Consider the following 15501-nt stretch of genomic DNA (forward strand, 5'->3'; position numbering starts at 1 on the left):
ATGACAGTAAAAAACACCACTCTGCCACTTCCAAAGAAAAAGACCGAAGGCCGAACACAGGACCACCAGCAATGGGGACATCTACAAGGTAGCAGTCATGCCCTTGCCGCTGCCACTGCGTTTGAAAACAGTCAGGGCCCGGTTGTACTGCTTACAGCAGATACCCCATCGGCCATGAAGCTTCAGCGCGAAATCGCGTTCTTTCTGCCGTCCGGCGACAGACATATCACGCTGTTTCCGGACTGGGAAACCCTGCCCTATGACATGTTTTCGCCCCATCAGGATATTATTTCACAGCGGTTAGAAACCCTGTATCACTTTAGTTCGCAGCGCCAGGGCTTGTTCATTGTTCCTGTCAACACGCTGATGCAGCGACTCGCCCCGGTTGATTATCTTAATAAATATCTGCTGATGTTAAATAAAGGGCAGACCATTGACCGGGAGCAATTCAGACGCAATCTTGAGCAGGCTGGCTACCTGCATGTCAGTCAGGTAATGAGCCACAGCGAGTTCTGTGTGCGCGGCTCTATCATTGATTTGTTTCCCATGGGCAGTGAACGCCCGTTCCGTCTTGATTTGTTTGACGATGAAATTGAAAGCATCCGGTTTTTTGACCCCGAAACCCAACGGTCGGCAGAAGAGGTCGACGAGATACGTCTGCTACCAGCTCGTGAATTTCCCACAGACAAAGACGCTATTTCGCTTTTCAGACAGCAGTTTCTTGACCGGTTTGAAGCCAGTCAGGCGCAGGAGTCAGTGTTTGCCCAGGTAAGCAAAGGCACGATGCCGGCGGGTATTGAATACTATTTACCGCTGTTTTTTGATAAAACCGCAACCTTATTTGATTATTTGCACCCGCAGACCACACTCATGCTGCATGGTGATTTACAGCAGGCCAGCGATTTTTTCTGGAATGATGTGAATGAGCGTTACGAACAGCACCGCTACAATGTTACCCGGCCGTTGCTTAAACCTGACGAGTTATTTTTGCCTATTAATGCATTGTTTGAACATATCAAACAATGGCCGCGTATTTCGCTGAAATCTGAACCGCTGGACAACAAAGCCGGGCAGCACAATGCACCCAGTCAGAAGCTAACCGAAATTGCGTTAAATCCCCAGAAGAAGCAACAGGCTGAAGCACTGCTTTCAACGCTGAGCAATGCAGCGGGTAATAATGGGCGCACGCTGTTTATTGCTGAGTCCGCAGGTCGTCAGGAAAATCTGCTGGAAATACTTCGCAAAAGCGATATCCGGCCGACGCATTTTGATTCCTATCAGGCCTTTTGTGACAGTGACGCCCCGATGGGCATTGCCATCGGCCTGGTTGAAAACAGTTTTAGCTGGCAGGAACAAGACAGTCAGTTATTCATCATTACTGAAACAGAACTGCTGGGCTATAAGATAAGCCAGCGCCGTCTGCGGGAAAAAAGAGCGACCACCGATGAAAGCGCGGTGATACGCAACCTGGCAGAATTGTCAGTTGGTCAGCCGGTGGTTCATCTTGATCATGGTGTCGGGCGGTATATCGGCCTGCAAACGCTGGATGCCGGCGGCGTCACGACAGAATACGTGTGTATCGAGTACGCCAAGCAGTCAAAACTATATGTACCGGTCTCTTCGCTTCACTATATTTCCCGCTATACCGGGGGCGATGTTGACCATGCGCCGCTGCATGCACTGGGATCAGATGCCTGGACCAAAGCCAAGCAAAAAGCCGCTGAGCGGGTGCGCGATGTGGCGGCAGAACTGCTCGACGTTTACGCAAAAAGGGCGGCTAATCCTGGTTTTGCCTACAATATTGAGTGGGAGGAGTATCAGAGTTTCGCAGACAGTTTTCCGTTTGAAGAAACAGCTGATCAGCAGCAGGCCATCAATGCGGTGATTCAGGATATGGGCAGTCCCCAGGCCATGGATCGCCTGGTGTGCGGTGACGTTGGCTTTGGTAAGACTGAAGTGGCCATGCGCGCGGCGTTTCTGGCTGCCAATCAGGGCAAACAGGTCGCTATACTGGTGCCCACCACCCTGCTTGCCCAGCAACACTATGAAAACTTCAAAGACCGGTTTGCACAATGGCCATTCAATATTCAGGTGATGAGCCGGTTTGTCAGCGGCAAGGACCAGAAATCTGTTATTGAGGGGATCAGCAACGGACAGGTCGATATTGTCGTTGGTACGCATAAATTGTTGAGTAACGACATTAAATTTAACGACCTGGGACTTGTGATCATTGACGAAGAGCATCGTTTTGGTGTGCGCCAGAAAGAAAAATTCAAAGCACTGCGCGCCGACGTGGATATCCTCACGCTCACTGCCACCCCAATTCCCCGTACGCTGAATATGTCGCTGTCAGGTATGCGGGACTTATCGATTATCGCTACCGCTCCGGCCAAACGATTATCAATTAAAACGTTTGTGCAGCAGCGCAATAAGCCGGTTATCCGCGAAGCTATCATGCGTGAGATTTTGCGCGGCGGCCAGGTGTATTTTCTGCATAATGAAGTCGATACCATTGAGAAAACCGCGCAGGAAATCGCAGAGATTGTGCCTGAGGCACGCATTGCCGTCGGTCACGGACAAATGCGCGAGCGTGAGCTAGAGTCCATCATGAGCGACTTCTACCATCAGCGCTATAACGTGCTGGTGTGTACTACCATCATTGAAACCGGTATTGATGTACCCACCGCGAACACAATCATCATGGACCGGGCCGATAATCTGGGACTGGCGCAGCTTCACCAGTTACGCGGACGCGTGGGACGTTCGCATCATCAGGCCTATGCCTATCTGCTGACACCACACCCTAAGCGCATGACGCGCGATGCTGCCAAGCGGCTGGAAGCCATTTCTAATCTTGAAGACCTGGGCGCCGGCTTTGCGCTGGCGACTCATGATTTGGAAATTCGTGGTGCTGGTGAGTTGCTTGGCGATGATCAATCAGGCCAGATGGCGACTGTAGGCTTTTCACTGTATATGGATATGCTGGACCAGGCCGTTACCGCGTTAAAAGAAGGGCGGGAACCGTCACTGGACGACAGCCTGGCCGGTCAGACCGATGTCGAGCTTAGAATACCGGCCCTGCTGCCCGAAGATTACATCCCGGATGTCAATACACGGCTTTCATTGTATAAACAGCTGGCCAGCTGTAATACCAAAGACGACATTGATGAGTTCCAGGTCGCACTCATTGACCGCTTTGGCTTGTTGCCGGATGCAGCAAAGAATCTGGTCAAGGTGGCAGAGCTTAAGCTTATTGCCCGCTCGCTGGGCATTTTAAAAATAGATTTGTCTGCTGCCGGCGGTACGATAGACTTCAGAGAAGATACCAGTGTGGACCCGGGCTATATCATCAAACTGGTACAAACCAAGCCCGAGACATTTAAATTTGAAGGCAGTCAGAAGCTGAAACTCGTCAGTAAGACCGATTCAGCCAAAGATCGTATTGCCCTTATCGAAGGAGTACTTAATGACTTTTCCCGGGAGACGCGCTAAATGAGACAAGCGCTGTATGCATTCATCGCCCTGTCACTGAGTATATTGCCTGTTGCGGCGCAGGCTCAGCAAGACTGGTGGTTTGATGTCGAAGTGATTCTTTTTGACCGTGGGCAGTCACTGACATCACTGAAAGAGCAATTCGAATATACGCCGGGTCTGGGCGAAGCGCAGGCACGCTGGGATTTACTCAGTGCATTGTTTCAACCGGACATCAGTCGGCTTAAACAAACGTTGCCCATCTGTGACAAACCTGATTCACCACTTTGGGTAAAAAAACGTTCACTGCCTTTTATCACAGGCTACCGTCCAACCTTCGATTTGGATGAGGTGATAAAGGACAGTAAGAGAGCAGATAACGCAGACGCTCTGCAGCCTGTGCAAACATCCGGTTTAAATGCGCGCCAAAATATGGAAAGCGTAAGCCTTGCTGAGGCTGCCAGCCTGTGGCTGGAATTTCACGGGCCCGCGCCGCAAACCATTGACGTACCTGATGTCCGGTTTTGTGAGCCGGAGCAGCCATGGATCAGCTGGAAAGATAATCAATGGACAATCTATCAGCCAGATAACCGGCTGCCCTACCCTGATGAAATGCCCATTGTGCCGGAAGGACGGGAAGATTTCGACGGCACGCCTCACATATTGCCCGGCGATGCCCGTGAACTGACAAAATTGTCACAGCAGATTCGCCAGACACGAGGCCTGACACGCTTGCTGCACACTACCTGGCGTCAGCCAGTAGCATTCGGCCAGGATAATGCCGCTTCGGTGCGATTATTCGCAGGCAAAGATTACAGCGATACGTTTACCGAACAGGGGCTTGCAAAAACAACGTTTGAAATACTCACGCCCGATGCAGATACGCTGGAAGCCAATGCAAAAGAACAGGAAGACTTTTTCTATGCGTTACAAAAGCGATTGCAAAATGCACAGCCGGTGACATTTAATCAGATGATGGCAGCCGCACAATCTGGCGAAGAGGAAAACCGCGATACGCCGGCGAATATTATTTCATCAGGCACCGCAGGCCCGCTTTGGCAAATCGACGGATACCTGAAAGTGTATCTGAAGAATATTAACAGGGTGCCCTATCTGCATATCGACTCCAAATTGTTTTATCGCCAGCCCATTCCGGTTGACGCAGTTAAAGATGCTGACACTCAATCGGAATACGAGTTGGTCGCCGTCTCGTTTCATCAGATGCGCCGGGTCATCAGCAAACAGTTGCATTATTTTGACCACCCGCTTTTTGGCATGGTGGTTAAAATCAGACGCTTTAAAACGCCGGAGAGCTTTAAATGAAAATTTATACCCGCGGCGGCGATGAGGGCCAGACCCGCATTTATGCAGACAAGCCGCTTAAAGTCAGTAAGGATGATGCCATTTTGCGCTGTTATGGCGATATTGATGAACTCAACAGCCACATTGGTGTGCTCATCAGCTTATCCGAAATACATCAGGATTATCTGCAACATATTCAGCAGCATCTGTTTCAGCTAGGGTATGTCATCTCAGCAACTTCATCGTTACACGATAATGATGTCACTGCGCTTGAGCAGCAAATTGATGCACTTAGTGACACCCTCCCTGCGCAAACTCACTTTATTTTGCCCGGTGGCTGCCACGCTGCCGCACAAGCCCATGTGTGCAGAACTGTGTGCCGGCGCGCAGAACGAACCCTGGTGAGCGTGGCAAAAAGCCAGGATGTCAGCGCGGCGGCTCTGGCTTATATCAACCGGCTGTCAGATTACTTTTTTGTACTAGCCCGCAGCCTGAACCAGCATGCGGATATTGCCGATGTCGGTGTGCCAACCAGAGCATAACGCACGGCACCTTAACCTGTTAATCGTTTGCGCATGCGCGCTACCATAACCGTGTCACGGCAACTCCTGCCGTGACCACAAATGCCATGATCACGTTTAATACCGCCCCTTCCCGAGCCATTTGTTTAACCGAAAGCTCACCACTGCTGTAAACAATGGTATTGGTCGGGGTGGCGACCGGCATCATAAACGCACAGCTGGCACTGATGGCAGCTGGCATCATCAGTATGAGCGGGTCGACATCAATCGCAACCGCCGCGCCTGCAAGTATGGGCATAAGTAGCGTGGCTGTGGCTGTATTTGACGTCACTTCCGTCACAAAGCTGACGACCAGACACAGCACCAGTAAGACGGCCAGAATCGGATACATCCCCACACCGCTGAATGCCTCTCCCAGCAACCGGCTCAGGCCGGATTCGGTAAACGCTCCGGCAAGGCAGATACCGCCGGCGTAAACAAGCAACAACCCCCAGGGAATACTGGTTGCTGTGTCCCAGTCCAGAATCTGACCCGGCTTGTCTTTATCGCCGTCAGGAATCAAACACATAAGAATGACCCCCGCCACTGCGATTGTGCTGTCGCCGATGTTCGGCATGCCCAGCCACTGCGTCCAGTAGGGGCGGAAGATCCAGGCCATAGCAATAGCAATGAAGGCGATCAGCACGCGTCGCTCTGCTATTCTCCACGGTCCCGCTTCGGGTAAGTCGATATCAGACATCGGTCCGACATTACGCGTTAACCATATCGCCATTAAAGGAATACCGGTCAGCACGATAGGTACCGCTGTGCTCATCCAGTTTAAAAAACTGATTTGCTCGCCGGTGGTCTGGGTGTACACACTCATAAATATAATATTAGGCGGTGTACCAATGGGCGTGCCGATACCGCCGACACTGGCCGCATACGCTACGCCCAACAGCAGCGCGGTGGCAAGACGTGGCGACTGCATTGAATGAATAATTGCCATAGCAATAGGCAGCAGCATCAGTGCAGTGGCAGTGTTTGATATCCACATACTGAGCAGCGCCGAAGTCAGCATGAAGGCGATAACCAGGCGCCTGGCACTACCGGCCCCGGTAAGCTTGATCATATAGACGGCCAGGCGACGATGTACGCCGGATTTTTCCAGCGATTTAGATAACATAAAGGCGCCCATCAGTAACAGGATGACGTGACTGCCCAGCGCGCTTGCGGCCTGGTTGTAGGTCATTACGCCCGCCATGGGAAATGCCACAAACGGTATCAATGCGGTCAGGCCTAGCGGCAACGCCTCGGTGATCCACAGCATCGCCACCAGGACCGTCAGTCCACCGGTAATCGCCTGCTCATCAGTTAATCCCGTGGTTGACAGATACAACCACATGACCACACTGCTTAGCGTACTTAGCCCAATCCATTTATAATTAACGGTCATAGCGTGCTAACAATTTTATGGCGTGTTGGTAATGATTATCAGCATCTGCCGCCGGACGACGGGCAAGCAGTGTCTCAAGACGCGGATTTTGATATGTGAACTCACTCAGGTTATCCAGAATGTGAATTGCACCGGCGGCATTATTACAGGCCAGCACCATATCGCACCCGGCATTTAGTGCCGCTTCGGCCCGCTCTGTATAGTTGCCGGCAACGCTGGCGCCGTGCATAGAGAGATCGTCCGAGAATATCACCCCGTTAAATTGCAGCGACTGGCGCAGGATCTTCTGCAGCCAATATGGCGAGAACCCGGCCGGGTTTTCATCTGCCTGAGCGTAAATAACATGGGCAGGCATTATTGCATCGATATCGGCGATTAACGCACGAAAGGGATGCATATCAGCGGCGGTTATTGCCTGGAGGTCACGCTCATCCACGGGTAGCGCTACATGCGAATCTGGCACCACGCTACCATGTCCGGGGAAATGCTTGGCGGTGGCCGGCATGCCCTGATGCTGCATCGCATGAATAAGGGGGCGTGCAATTCTGATCACCTCCTCAGGCGCATCGGAAAATGCCCGGTCACCGATGACTTGTGACTGACGATTAACATCCAGTACCGGGCCAAAACTTAAGTCAATGCCGACTTGTTTTAATTCCCACGCAAGAATATGCCCGCAGGCCGAGGCCAATGCTTCCTGATCGGCTGCGCTGCTGGTCAACTGAGCAATGTTGCCCATGGCGGGAATGGCAGAGAAATGTTCGCGAAAACGCTGAACCCGGCCGCCCTCATGGTCCACACCGATGATCAGACGCCGTTTGGCGGCTTGTTGAATCTCCTGCGTCAAAGCCCGCAGCTGGCGTTTATCATGGTAGTTGCGGCTGAATAAAATGACGCCCCCGACCATAGGGTGCTGCAAAATCTCCCGTTCTTCTGTGCTTAACTCGTAGCTTGCACAGTCGAGCATTAACGGCCCCATGTAGACTCCTGCTGGTTTATTCTTCAATTAGCGCGTGATACCCGATAGGATAGAGAAAAACAAGGAGTAACTCACGTGCTAAATTGGATGAAATGGTTATTTATCAGTCTGTTGATTTTATTGCTGTTAGCCGTTGGCGCTGTTTTTTTCACCTTTAACCAGAGTCTGCCGCAACTGGACGGAGATGTTCGCGCTCCCGGTCTGCAGTCACAGGCCGTGCTTGCCCGGGATGAACTTGGTCAGGCGATTATAACGGGCGATTCGAGACTGGACGCGGCTTATGCACTGGGCGTGGCCCATGGCCAGGATCGGTTTTTCCAGATGGATTTACAGCGACGTGCCGCAGCCGGTGAGCTATCTCAATGGGTGGGCGAGCGCGCCCTTGAGGTCGATAAGCAGGCACGGTTTCATCAGTTTCGTCAGCGGGCCCGACAAATTTTAACCACGTTACCTGATACGCAACGTCAGTTACTTCAGCGCTATTCCCAAGGCGTCAATTTTGCCTTATCCAGAATGGGTTCGCGGCCCTTTGAATACTGGCTGACATTGTCAACGCCGAAACCCTGGACGCCGGAAGATAGCCTGTTAGTGGTATTCAGTATGTACATGGACTTACAGCTTGGACAGGTGGAGCTGGATCTGGCCAGAACCGGGCTCACCCGGTACTTCGGACAATCCATGCTGGTTTTTTTAAATGCCCCTTCACGCTACCAGGCAGCGCTGGATGGCAGTAAGCTTTCTCCATACCAAGGTAACATTCCCAGCCTGGAAACGCCGTTTACAGCGTTATGGCACGGCACGGCGCCGCCTGATATCGGCAGTAACAACTGGGGAGTAAGCGGTGCCCTTACCGACTCGGGCAGCGCGATGATAGCCAACGACATGCACCTTGGGCTGCGCGTACCGATCATCTGGTACAGGGCACAGCTAAACTATCCTTCGGATAACAGCGGCGAGCAGGTACAGGTATCGGGCGTGACGCTTCCTGGGCTACCGGGTGTGGTGGTTGGCACCAACGGTAAAATCGCCTGGGGTTTCACAAATGCCAATCTGGATAACATTGACTGGCTGGCGCTGGATGATAACCATGATACCTGGCAGGTCATTGAAGACATTTCCCTGCCAGACGGCAGCTATTCTTACCATATCACGATGAGCGAATTCGGGCCGGTCAGGGAGATTGATGGCCAGCGTTACGCGCTAAAATGGGTCGCTCACCAGCCTTACGCCGTTAACCTGAATATCGTGAATTTGGATGAGGCAACTTCCGTCAGCGAGGCAATCAGTATTGCCCGGCAAATTCGCATCCCCGTGCAGAATATGGTGATTGCTGATGCAGCAGGCACGATCGCCTGGACACCGGCCGGGGCTGTCACCGCACGTTCTACCCCGACGGCAACAGCCGTGCCGGCAGGACAATACGATGCGAGCTGGTCAGAAAATGTCACGCAACTACCGGTTTACCAGTCACCAAAATATCCGCGCATATGGACCGCTAATGCCCGAGTGATTTCTGCTGATGAACTTCAGCGATTTGGTGACGGCGGGTATGCGTTGGGTGCCAGAAGTCAGCAAATCAAGCAGCGTCTGATGGAAAAAGAGGTGTTCAGCGAACAAGATTTTTATGCCATTCAACTGGATAACGAGGCGCTGTTCTTAACGCGATGGCATGCGCTGTTGAAGGACACGCTGGGGCAGGCTGATGGTGATTACACACAGGCCTTGTCGGCACTTGAAAACTGGCAGGCATGCGCCTGTGAGTCGTCGGTAGGTTATACGCTGGTAAAACATTTCAGAGCGCGGCTCATCAATATGCTGTTGTCGCCTATATTTAGCAAACTGGAAGCGAGCGGCTACAAACCAAACGGATTGTTACGGCAGGTTGAGCCAGCTATATGGCAATTGCTGGACAGTCAGCCGGATGACTGGCTACCTGCAGATACAAAAAGCTGGCAAGCATTGAAACTCACTGCATTTGAAAAAAGCACAGAGGCATTGCTTAGCGAGGCTGGTACTGGCAGCACCATGGATGATCTTAACTGGGGAAAGGTCAATGCACTGCGTGTATCACACCCTTTCGCCAGCACCGTTCCGCTGGTTGGAAAACATCTTAATATGCCGGTTGTAAGCGGCTTCGGCGATACCTTTATGCCCGCCGTACAGGGGCCGGCCTTTGGCGCATCACAGCGCTTTTTTGTCCGCCCGGGTGAGCTTGAAAAAGCGATTCTGACACTGCCCGGCGGCCAGTCAGGTCATCCGCTTTCTCCCTTTTATAAAACGGGTTTTGATGACTATGTATCAGGCCGCGACACACCGTTATTACCCGGTAAACCAATTTATACCCTTACCCTGACACCGGAGAACGGATGACGCCTGCCATCAAGCTTTTACAGCGAAAAAAAATACCGTTTACCGTACACGAGTTCGGCCACGATCCATCGGTGAGCTCCTACGGTGAAGAAGCGGCCAGCAAATTAAATGTTCCCGCTGAGCAGGTATTCAAAACACTGGTCGCACAATTATCGGATGACCGTCTGGCTGTGGCGCTGGTCCCAGTTACCGCAATGCTCGATACAAAGAAGCTGGCATCGGTTTGTAACTCAAAAAAAGCCGCGATGGCTGACCGCGATGCAATCAGCCGGCTTACCGGATATCTGCCAGGTGCCGTGAGCCCGCTGGCTCAGCGGCAGCAACTGCTTACCGTCATCGATGAGCAGGCTGAAGCATTTACCGCCGTATATATCAGTGCCGGCAAGCGTGGCGTTGATATTTGCATTGCGCCGAAAGATTTGCTGACACTAACCAATGGTGTGTGTGCTGCCATCAGCAAATAGTGGCGTCTTTACATTTTGCAACAGGCAGGCCCGCACTTTGCCAGGCCTGATATCCCCCTTTTACAGAATAACAGTGCTGAATCCCCATGTTCTGTAGCGACTGCGCGGCCAAAACAGATCGCGCACCAGAGCGGCAATACAGGTAAACTGGCACGCTCGTTTTTCCTGCAGCGCGATTTTCCAACAGGGCTACTATATGGCTTTCAAGAATACCCCTGGGGCAGCATACAGCAGACGGTATGACACCCTGCTCCCACTCAGAGGGCTCTCTGATATCAATCACCAGACAGGTAGCGTTTAGCGCGTCTGCCAAGGTAGTTACATCGGTTTCCTTTACATCTTTTATGATGTCGCTGACATACTGCTGAAATGATTTCATGGCTCCTCCTAACCTGGCATTGAAAGCGTTCTGATGACAAGGGACGCTGCGATAAGTAACAAACACCACGCAAACAGACGGCGTACTTTATGTGCCGGTAACTTTGTGGCTACGAACTGACCGGCAATCACTCCGGCGACCCCGAATCCACAGAGGGTCAGTAGGATTCCCCCATGCCATTGCGGTGCATTGTCCGTTACAACCAACGAAACCGCAGCCACCAGCGTGTTCAGTACAATCAGAACCAGACTGGTCGCGGTGGCCCGTATCATTGACAGGCCGGCGAACAGTACCAGTGCAGGCACAATCAAAAAGCCGCCGCCCACGCCCACCAGCCCTGTGATTGCGCCAGTCCCGGCCCCCACCGCCAGAATTTTCAGCGCCCCTGCATTTGTGGTGTTGTTAGTAGAAGGGGCGCGTAGCATTTTGATAGCAGCAACAATCATCAGCACCACCAATACTCCCATTTGCCAGTTAGCAGAGATCACGGCTCCTAGTAGTGCGCCCAGCGCGGCCGACGGTGCGCTTGACAGCGCAAACAGTAACAGCGTTTTGCCATCCGGCATGCTGTCATGTCGCCGCAAATTAATCAGCGAGCCGGTGAAAGCAATAACACCCACCACCACGAGCGAATGTGCAATTGCCGCCTTCTCATCCAGACCGACCAGAAAGATTAATGCAGGGACGGTCAGAATAGCCCCGCCCGCGCCAAGTACCCCCAGACTCAGGCCAATTATTATTCCGCTTAACATCGTTAAAATGACAATCACGCTTGCAAACCACACCCCTTATTTCGTATATTATAAATATACAATTTAAAGTAAATGGTTTGCAAGGTTTCCTTATGACTATTCATGTAAAATCCTTTTATGATAAACCCACAGGTACGGGCACTTATGTGGTTCATGACCTGCAGACGAAAGAAGCCGCGGTCATCGACTCTGTGCTGCACTTCGATGCTGCAGCCGGCACAATCGGCACTCACCTTGCCGACGAACAGCTTGCGTATATCAAAAGTAAAAATCTGCAATTGAAATATATCTGCGATACGCACGCGCATGCCGATCATTTGAGTGCGGCGGCATATCTGAAGACAAAGTCCGGTGCAAAAACGGTGATCAGTAAAGGAATCGGAGAAGTTCAGGCGCGCTTTTCACAACGCTTCAATAAGCCGGTGGTTGCTGACCTGTCTACGCTTTATGACATACTGGTCGGCGAAGGCGATACCCTCATGCTTGGTGATGTAACAGTCAATGTTATCGCTACCCCTGGCCACACCTCAGATAGTACCAGTTATTTAATTGAAGATAATATTTTTGTCGGGGATACGTTGTTCATGCCGGATGTTGGCACAGCGCGTTGTGATTTCCCCGGTGGCGATGCAGCGCAGCTATATAACAGCATTTCGCGTATTCACTGCTTGAGCGACAACACGACTATCTGGGTATGTCACGACTATCCGCCCTCTCACAGGCAAGCGAGCCTGCATACCACGGTGGCTGAAAGTCGACGTTCGAATCTTCATGTGAATGATAATATGAGCGAAAGCGACTTTATAAAAGTACGTACAAAACGTGATAAGTCGCTGGCAGTACCCAAACTATTATACCCTTCTCTTCAGGTGAACTTGTGGGGAGCACAACTGCCGGCACCAGAAGAAAACGGAACGCGGTACATAAAAATTCCTTTAACTACTCAGGAGAATGTAAATGCAAACTGACCTTTTTTTGCAGGCATATTTGGGCGGTATGCTGATAGGTGCCGGCGCGCTTGCTCTTATGTTGTTTAACGGCCGAATTGCCGGTATTTCAGGTATTACCGCCTCGGCATTTACTACCAAAATACAGGAAGGCGGCTGGCGCTGGGCATTTCTTGCCGGCCTCATCATTGCGCCGTTAATTACCGCGATGGCGGGCTACACATTGCCTGACAGAATACCCGGTAGTTTACTAACACTTACTGCTGCAGGCATTTTGGTCGGCGCTGGCACACGGCTGGGCTCAGGATGTACCAGTGGCCATGGCATCTGCGGCCTGTCCCGATTATCTTTTCGCTCGTTGATTGCCACCTTGCTGTTTATGGGTAGCGCTATCGTCACGGTCTCTCTGGTTCGCTACGTTTTCTAAAGGACAATATCATGAAACAGATGTTAACTGCTTTGATAGCGGGCCTGCTGTTCGGTGCTGGCCTGACAATTTCTACCATGGTGGATCCGCTTCGCGTACTGGCGTTTCTGGATGTTTTTGGTGACTGGGATCCCACTCTGGCATTTGTTATGGGCGGTGCCCTGACCGTATACCTGCCGGTTTACCAGTTTTTTATCAAGCCATCGAAGCGCACATTGTTTAATGAACCCTGTCATTTGCCGGACAAGACCAGGCTGGATGCACCGTTACTTGTGGGCGCAATTCTGTTTGGTATCGGCTGGGGGCTGAGTGGTATCTGCCCCGGGCCGGGTATTGCAAATCTGACTCAGGGATCTGTTGAAATTTTCGTATTCATCGCGGCACTATTGATTGGTATGATTGGGGTTAAACGCGCCAAAAGGTCACACTGATTTTATGAATTTACAGGAAATGGCAGAAAATGCAGGTTTTGCCGCTGAATTACTGCGGGCGATGGCCAATAAGCATCGCCTGATGTTGTTATGCTTACTGAACGATGGAGAGCGTTCGGTCACGCAATTGAACGAAGTGATTCAGATTCCTCAATCCAGCTTATCGCAGCAATTGGGCGTATTGCGCAAGGAGGGACTGGTGAAAACCCGCCGTGATGCTCAGACCATCTATTATTCGCTGGCAAGCAAAGAAGTTAAGGCGGTTATACAAACGTTGTACGACCTGTATTGCACGCCAGCGCCAGATGAGGCCTGACCTGACGCTGACGTCTGAAAAGGCTTTTTTTGCCTGACCAGAAAATTTTATTAAAATAATGCTGGACAGCCCCTGCGATTATCTATACTCTGCACGGGCTTTAGATATTAAAGCACTTTACTACTACTGCACTGTTTTTTCTCTATTCCCTTTTTTAAAGTCGGCTTTAGATTTACATATGCGCTATTAGCTAAGTTCTATCTATTGCACCAAATTATTTTTTTCTAACTTATTTAAAAAAGGCGATGATTATGTCAGCTCAAGAAACTGGTACAGTTAAGTGGTTCAACGAAGATAAAGGTTTTGGTTTCATCACTCCTGAAAATGGCGGCAAGGACGTTTTCGTTCACTTCCGTTCAATCGTTTCTGATGGTTTCAAAACTCTTTCTGAAGGTCAGACAGTGACTTTTGAAGTTGAACAAGGCCAGAAAGGTCCTCAGGCGAGCAACGTTACTGTTGCATAAGATGCTTGAAAATTGATTTTAAAAAAAGCCGGGCTAAGCCCGGCTTTTTTGTATCTGAGTCCTTACCAGGTTTACACCTCCCTTCAGCGCCCATTCCTCCCTTGAATTAAAATTTAAAGAACCAATAATAAGTTTATGTAAATGCAGGGAATGCGCATGAAACACACATTACTCCCCTACTTCTTTTTCATCCTGCTATCGCTGACGTGTTTGCAGGTACATGCCAAGGTGAATGAGCAGGTACTGACGTCACAGGAAATCGACACCGCCCTGGAACGCCTGGTTAGCACCATCGATCAGCATTATATTATTGACGAGAATCGCGCTGCACTCACTCGTCGCATCCATCGTGCCATCAATAATGGAAAGTTTGATAACAGCTTTACTTTCGGTAGGTTCAAACAAAATGTGGAAGCCATGCTTACTGAGACAAGTGGTGATACAAATTTTGAACTGCACTGGCGTGCTGGTATGACCGGTGTCGCAGAAAAACAGGCTGAACCCTATCCCGGGCGTCTCCAGTGGCAATATCTTGATGGTGGAATCGGCTACCTTGCTATTGAAGGTGATATGTTTACACATAAATGGCAGGCTGAATGGGCTCGGAGTATCAGACAGCTAGCTGATTCTACCGCGCTGATTATCGATTTGCGTCATGCCGGACTGACATCTCTGTCCCTGTCACAGCATTTTCTGGACTATTTCATTCCGGCTGGCGAGACAATCACTGGTGTCAGGTTTGCCCGAAACAAACACACCCGGCTTGTCGCCCGGGTATTAGCGGATAACCCGCTCGACAATCAGCTTCCGGTCTATATTCTTACCTCGCCGTTTACTGCCGGTCCATGGGAGTTTGTGGCGTACACAATGAAACACCAGGAGCGCGCAACACTGTTAGGAATGCCTACGATGGGGCTGGGTTATCTAACGAAAATGGTAGCACTCAGTCCTCACCTGAATCTTAAACTTGCCTACGCAGAGTTCCAGCACCCAATTACAAAAGACAACTGGCAGGACTGGGGCGTGCTCCCCCATCTTAAATGTGATGCTAAGAACGCGTTAGAGGCGGCGCAGATACTGATAGAACAACAAATTAATAAGGCAAGTCGCCAGGGAAAAGACGCTGTTAGTGTGCTGTGCAACACTGCTGATAAATCTGTTAAGACAATCTAACAGGCCGGTGCGGCGTCAGGGGGGGCGTAATCAGCCTGACCATATTATTCGTCACGCTCCCCAACAAACC

At 51.0% G+C, this 15501-nt stretch carries 15 protein-coding genes; 11 read left to right on the top strand and 4 right to left on the bottom strand.

Going from position 1 to position 15501, the window contains the following annotated elements; all coding sequences use genetic code 11:
* The 3 genes from mfd to HHX48_RS03805 are packed head-to-tail and all read left to right on the top strand — an operon-like array spanning position 1 to position 5315.
* A complete protein-coding gene (gene mfd, locus HHX48_RS03795; RefSeq protein ID WP_191022334.1) occupies positions 1-3492 on the top strand; it encodes a transcription-repair coupling factor in 3492 nt (1163 codons plus the stop codon).
* A complete protein-coding gene (locus HHX48_RS03800) occupies positions 3493-4794 on the top strand; it encodes a CsiV family protein (protein ID WP_191022336.1) in 1302 nt (433 codons plus the stop codon). It begins immediately after the preceding gene.
* Positions 4791-5315, top strand: coding sequence for a cob(I)yrinic acid a,c-diamide adenosyltransferase (locus HHX48_RS03805; RefSeq protein WP_191022338.1), 525 nt, complete (start codon positions 4791-4793; stop codon positions 5313-5315). Before HHX48_RS03800 ends, HHX48_RS03805 begins: the two co-directional genes overlap by 4 nt.
* A gap of 40 nt (positions 5316-5355) precedes the next feature.
* Here HHX48_RS03805 and HHX48_RS03810 read toward each other — a convergent pair whose 3' ends face one another.
* A complete protein-coding gene (locus HHX48_RS03810) occupies positions 5356-6678 on the bottom strand; it encodes an SLC13 family permease (protein ID WP_263406907.1) in 1323 nt (440 codons plus the stop codon).
* A 40-nt stretch (positions 6679-6718) separates the two neighbouring features.
* A complete protein-coding gene (gene nagZ / locus HHX48_RS03815; protein WP_223857984.1) occupies positions 6719-7708 on the bottom strand; it encodes a beta-N-acetylhexosaminidase in 990 nt (329 codons plus the stop codon).
* A gap of 75 nt (positions 7709-7783) precedes the next feature.
* On the opposite strand from nagZ, the gene HHX48_RS03820 reads away from it, so the two are divergent.
* Together HHX48_RS03820 and ybaK are read left to right on the top strand one after the other, a co-directional pair.
* Positions 7784-10078 carry a penicillin acylase family protein gene (locus HHX48_RS03820; RefSeq protein WP_191022341.1) on the top strand — a complete coding sequence of 765 codons (2295 nt, stop codon included), beginning with the start codon at positions 7784-7786 and terminating at the stop codon, positions 10076-10078.
* Positions 10075-10542, top strand: a complete 468-nt coding sequence (gene ybaK, locus HHX48_RS03825; RefSeq protein WP_191022343.1) for a Cys-tRNA(Pro) deacylase — start codon at positions 10075-10077, stop codon at positions 10540-10542. The genes HHX48_RS03820 and ybaK overlap by 4 nt, the downstream gene beginning before the upstream one ends.
* Here the strand turns inward: ybaK and HHX48_RS03830 are convergent.
* Together HHX48_RS03830 and HHX48_RS03835 are read right to left on the bottom strand one after the other, a co-directional pair.
* The gene (locus HHX48_RS03830) at positions 10532-10921 is read right to left on the bottom strand and encodes a rhodanese-like domain-containing protein (RefSeq protein WP_191022345.1); all 390 of its coding nucleotides are present in this window, start codon (positions 10919-10921) and stop codon (positions 10532-10534) included. The genes ybaK and HHX48_RS03830 overlap by 11 nt on opposite strands.
* 8 nt (positions 10922-10929) lie before the next feature.
* Positions 10930-11691 (bottom strand): sulfite exporter TauE/SafE family protein, encoded by a 762-nt coding sequence (locus HHX48_RS03835; RefSeq protein WP_191022347.1) that lies wholly within the window; start codon positions 11689-11691, stop codon positions 10930-10932.
* Between the two features lie 74 nt (positions 11692-11765).
* Between HHX48_RS03835 and HHX48_RS03840 the strand changes: the two genes are divergently transcribed.
* The 6 genes from HHX48_RS03840 (at position 11766) to HHX48_RS03865 (ending at position 15431) form a co-directional block, all read left to right on the top strand.
* Positions 11766-12641, top strand: coding sequence for an MBL fold metallo-hydrolase (locus tag HHX48_RS03840; RefSeq protein WP_191022349.1), 876 nt, complete (start codon positions 11766-11768; stop codon positions 12639-12641).
* On the top strand, positions 12631-13047 hold the full coding sequence (locus HHX48_RS03845) for a YeeE/YedE family protein (RefSeq protein ID WP_191022351.1): 417 nt from the start codon (positions 12631-12633) through the stop codon (positions 13045-13047). The genes HHX48_RS03840 and HHX48_RS03845 overlap by 11 nt, the downstream gene beginning before the upstream one ends.
* A gap of 11 nt (positions 13048-13058) precedes the next feature.
* Positions 13059-13478, top strand: coding sequence for a YeeE/YedE family protein (locus HHX48_RS03850; protein ID WP_191022353.1), 420 nt, complete (start codon positions 13059-13061; stop codon positions 13476-13478).
* 4 nt (positions 13479-13482) lie between these two features.
* Positions 13483-13794: an ArsR/SmtB family transcription factor gene (locus HHX48_RS03855; protein WP_191022355.1), complete on the top strand. Its 312-nt coding sequence runs from the start codon at positions 13483-13485 to the stop codon at positions 13792-13794.
* 251 nt (positions 13795-14045) lie between these two features.
* A complete protein-coding gene (gene cspE / locus HHX48_RS03860; RefSeq protein ID WP_191022357.1) occupies positions 14046-14258 on the top strand; it encodes a transcription antiterminator/RNA stability regulator CspE in 213 nt (70 codons plus the stop codon).
* 156 nt (positions 14259-14414) lie between these two features.
* On the top strand, positions 14415-15431 hold the full coding sequence (locus tag HHX48_RS03865) for a S41 family peptidase (RefSeq protein WP_191022359.1): 1017 nt from the start codon (positions 14415-14417) through the stop codon (positions 15429-15431).
* The last annotated feature ends 70 nt before the right edge of the window (positions 15432-15501 follow it).

This window comes from Salinimonas profundi (assembly GCF_014750655.1).
Classification (GTDB): Bacteria; Pseudomonadota; Gammaproteobacteria; order Enterobacterales; family Alteromonadaceae; genus Alteromonas; species Alteromonas profundi_A.

What these genes read in the sequence shown, in the direction of transcription:
- mfd (WP_191022334.1), top strand. Translation starts at nt 1, where the DNA reads ATGACAGTAAAAAACACCACTCTGCCACTTCCAAAGAAAAAGACCGAA.
- HHX48_RS03800 (WP_191022336.1), top strand. Translation starts at nt 3,493, where the DNA reads ATGAGACAAGCGCTGTATGCATTCATCGCCCTGTCACTGAGTATATTG.
- HHX48_RS03805 (WP_191022338.1), top strand. Translation starts at nt 4,791, where the DNA reads ATGAAAATTTATACCCGCGGCGGCGATGAGGGCCAGACCCGCATTTAT.
- HHX48_RS03810 (WP_263406907.1), bottom strand. Translation starts at nt 6,678, where the DNA reads ATGTGGTTGTATCTGTCAACCACGGGATTAACTGATGAGCAGGCGATT.
- nagZ (WP_223857984.1), bottom strand. Translation starts at nt 7,708, where the DNA reads ATGGGGCCGTTAATGCTCGACTGTGCAAGCTACGAGTTAAGCACAGAA.
- ybaK (WP_191022343.1), top strand. Translation starts at nt 10,075, where the DNA reads ATGACGCCTGCCATCAAGCTTTTACAGCGAAAAAAAATACCGTTTACC.
- HHX48_RS03830 (WP_191022345.1), bottom strand. Translation starts at nt 10,921, where the DNA reads ATGAAATCATTTCAGCAGTATGTCAGCGACATCATAAAAGATGTAAAG.
- HHX48_RS03840 (WP_191022349.1), top strand. Translation starts at nt 11,766, where the DNA reads ATGACTATTCATGTAAAATCCTTTTATGATAAACCCACAGGTACGGGC.
- HHX48_RS03845 (WP_191022351.1), top strand. Translation starts at nt 12,631, where the DNA reads ATGCAAACTGACCTTTTTTTGCAGGCATATTTGGGCGGTATGCTGATA.
- HHX48_RS03850 (WP_191022353.1), top strand. Translation starts at nt 13,059, where the DNA reads ATGAAACAGATGTTAACTGCTTTGATAGCGGGCCTGCTGTTCGGTGCT.
- HHX48_RS03855 (WP_191022355.1), top strand. Translation starts at nt 13,483, where the DNA reads ATGAATTTACAGGAAATGGCAGAAAATGCAGGTTTTGCCGCTGAATTA.
- cspE (WP_191022357.1), top strand. Translation starts at nt 14,046, where the DNA reads ATGTCAGCTCAAGAAACTGGTACAGTTAAGTGGTTCAACGAAGATAAA.
- HHX48_RS03865 (WP_191022359.1), top strand. Translation starts at nt 14,415, where the DNA reads ATGAAACACACATTACTCCCCTACTTCTTTTTCATCCTGCTATCGCTG.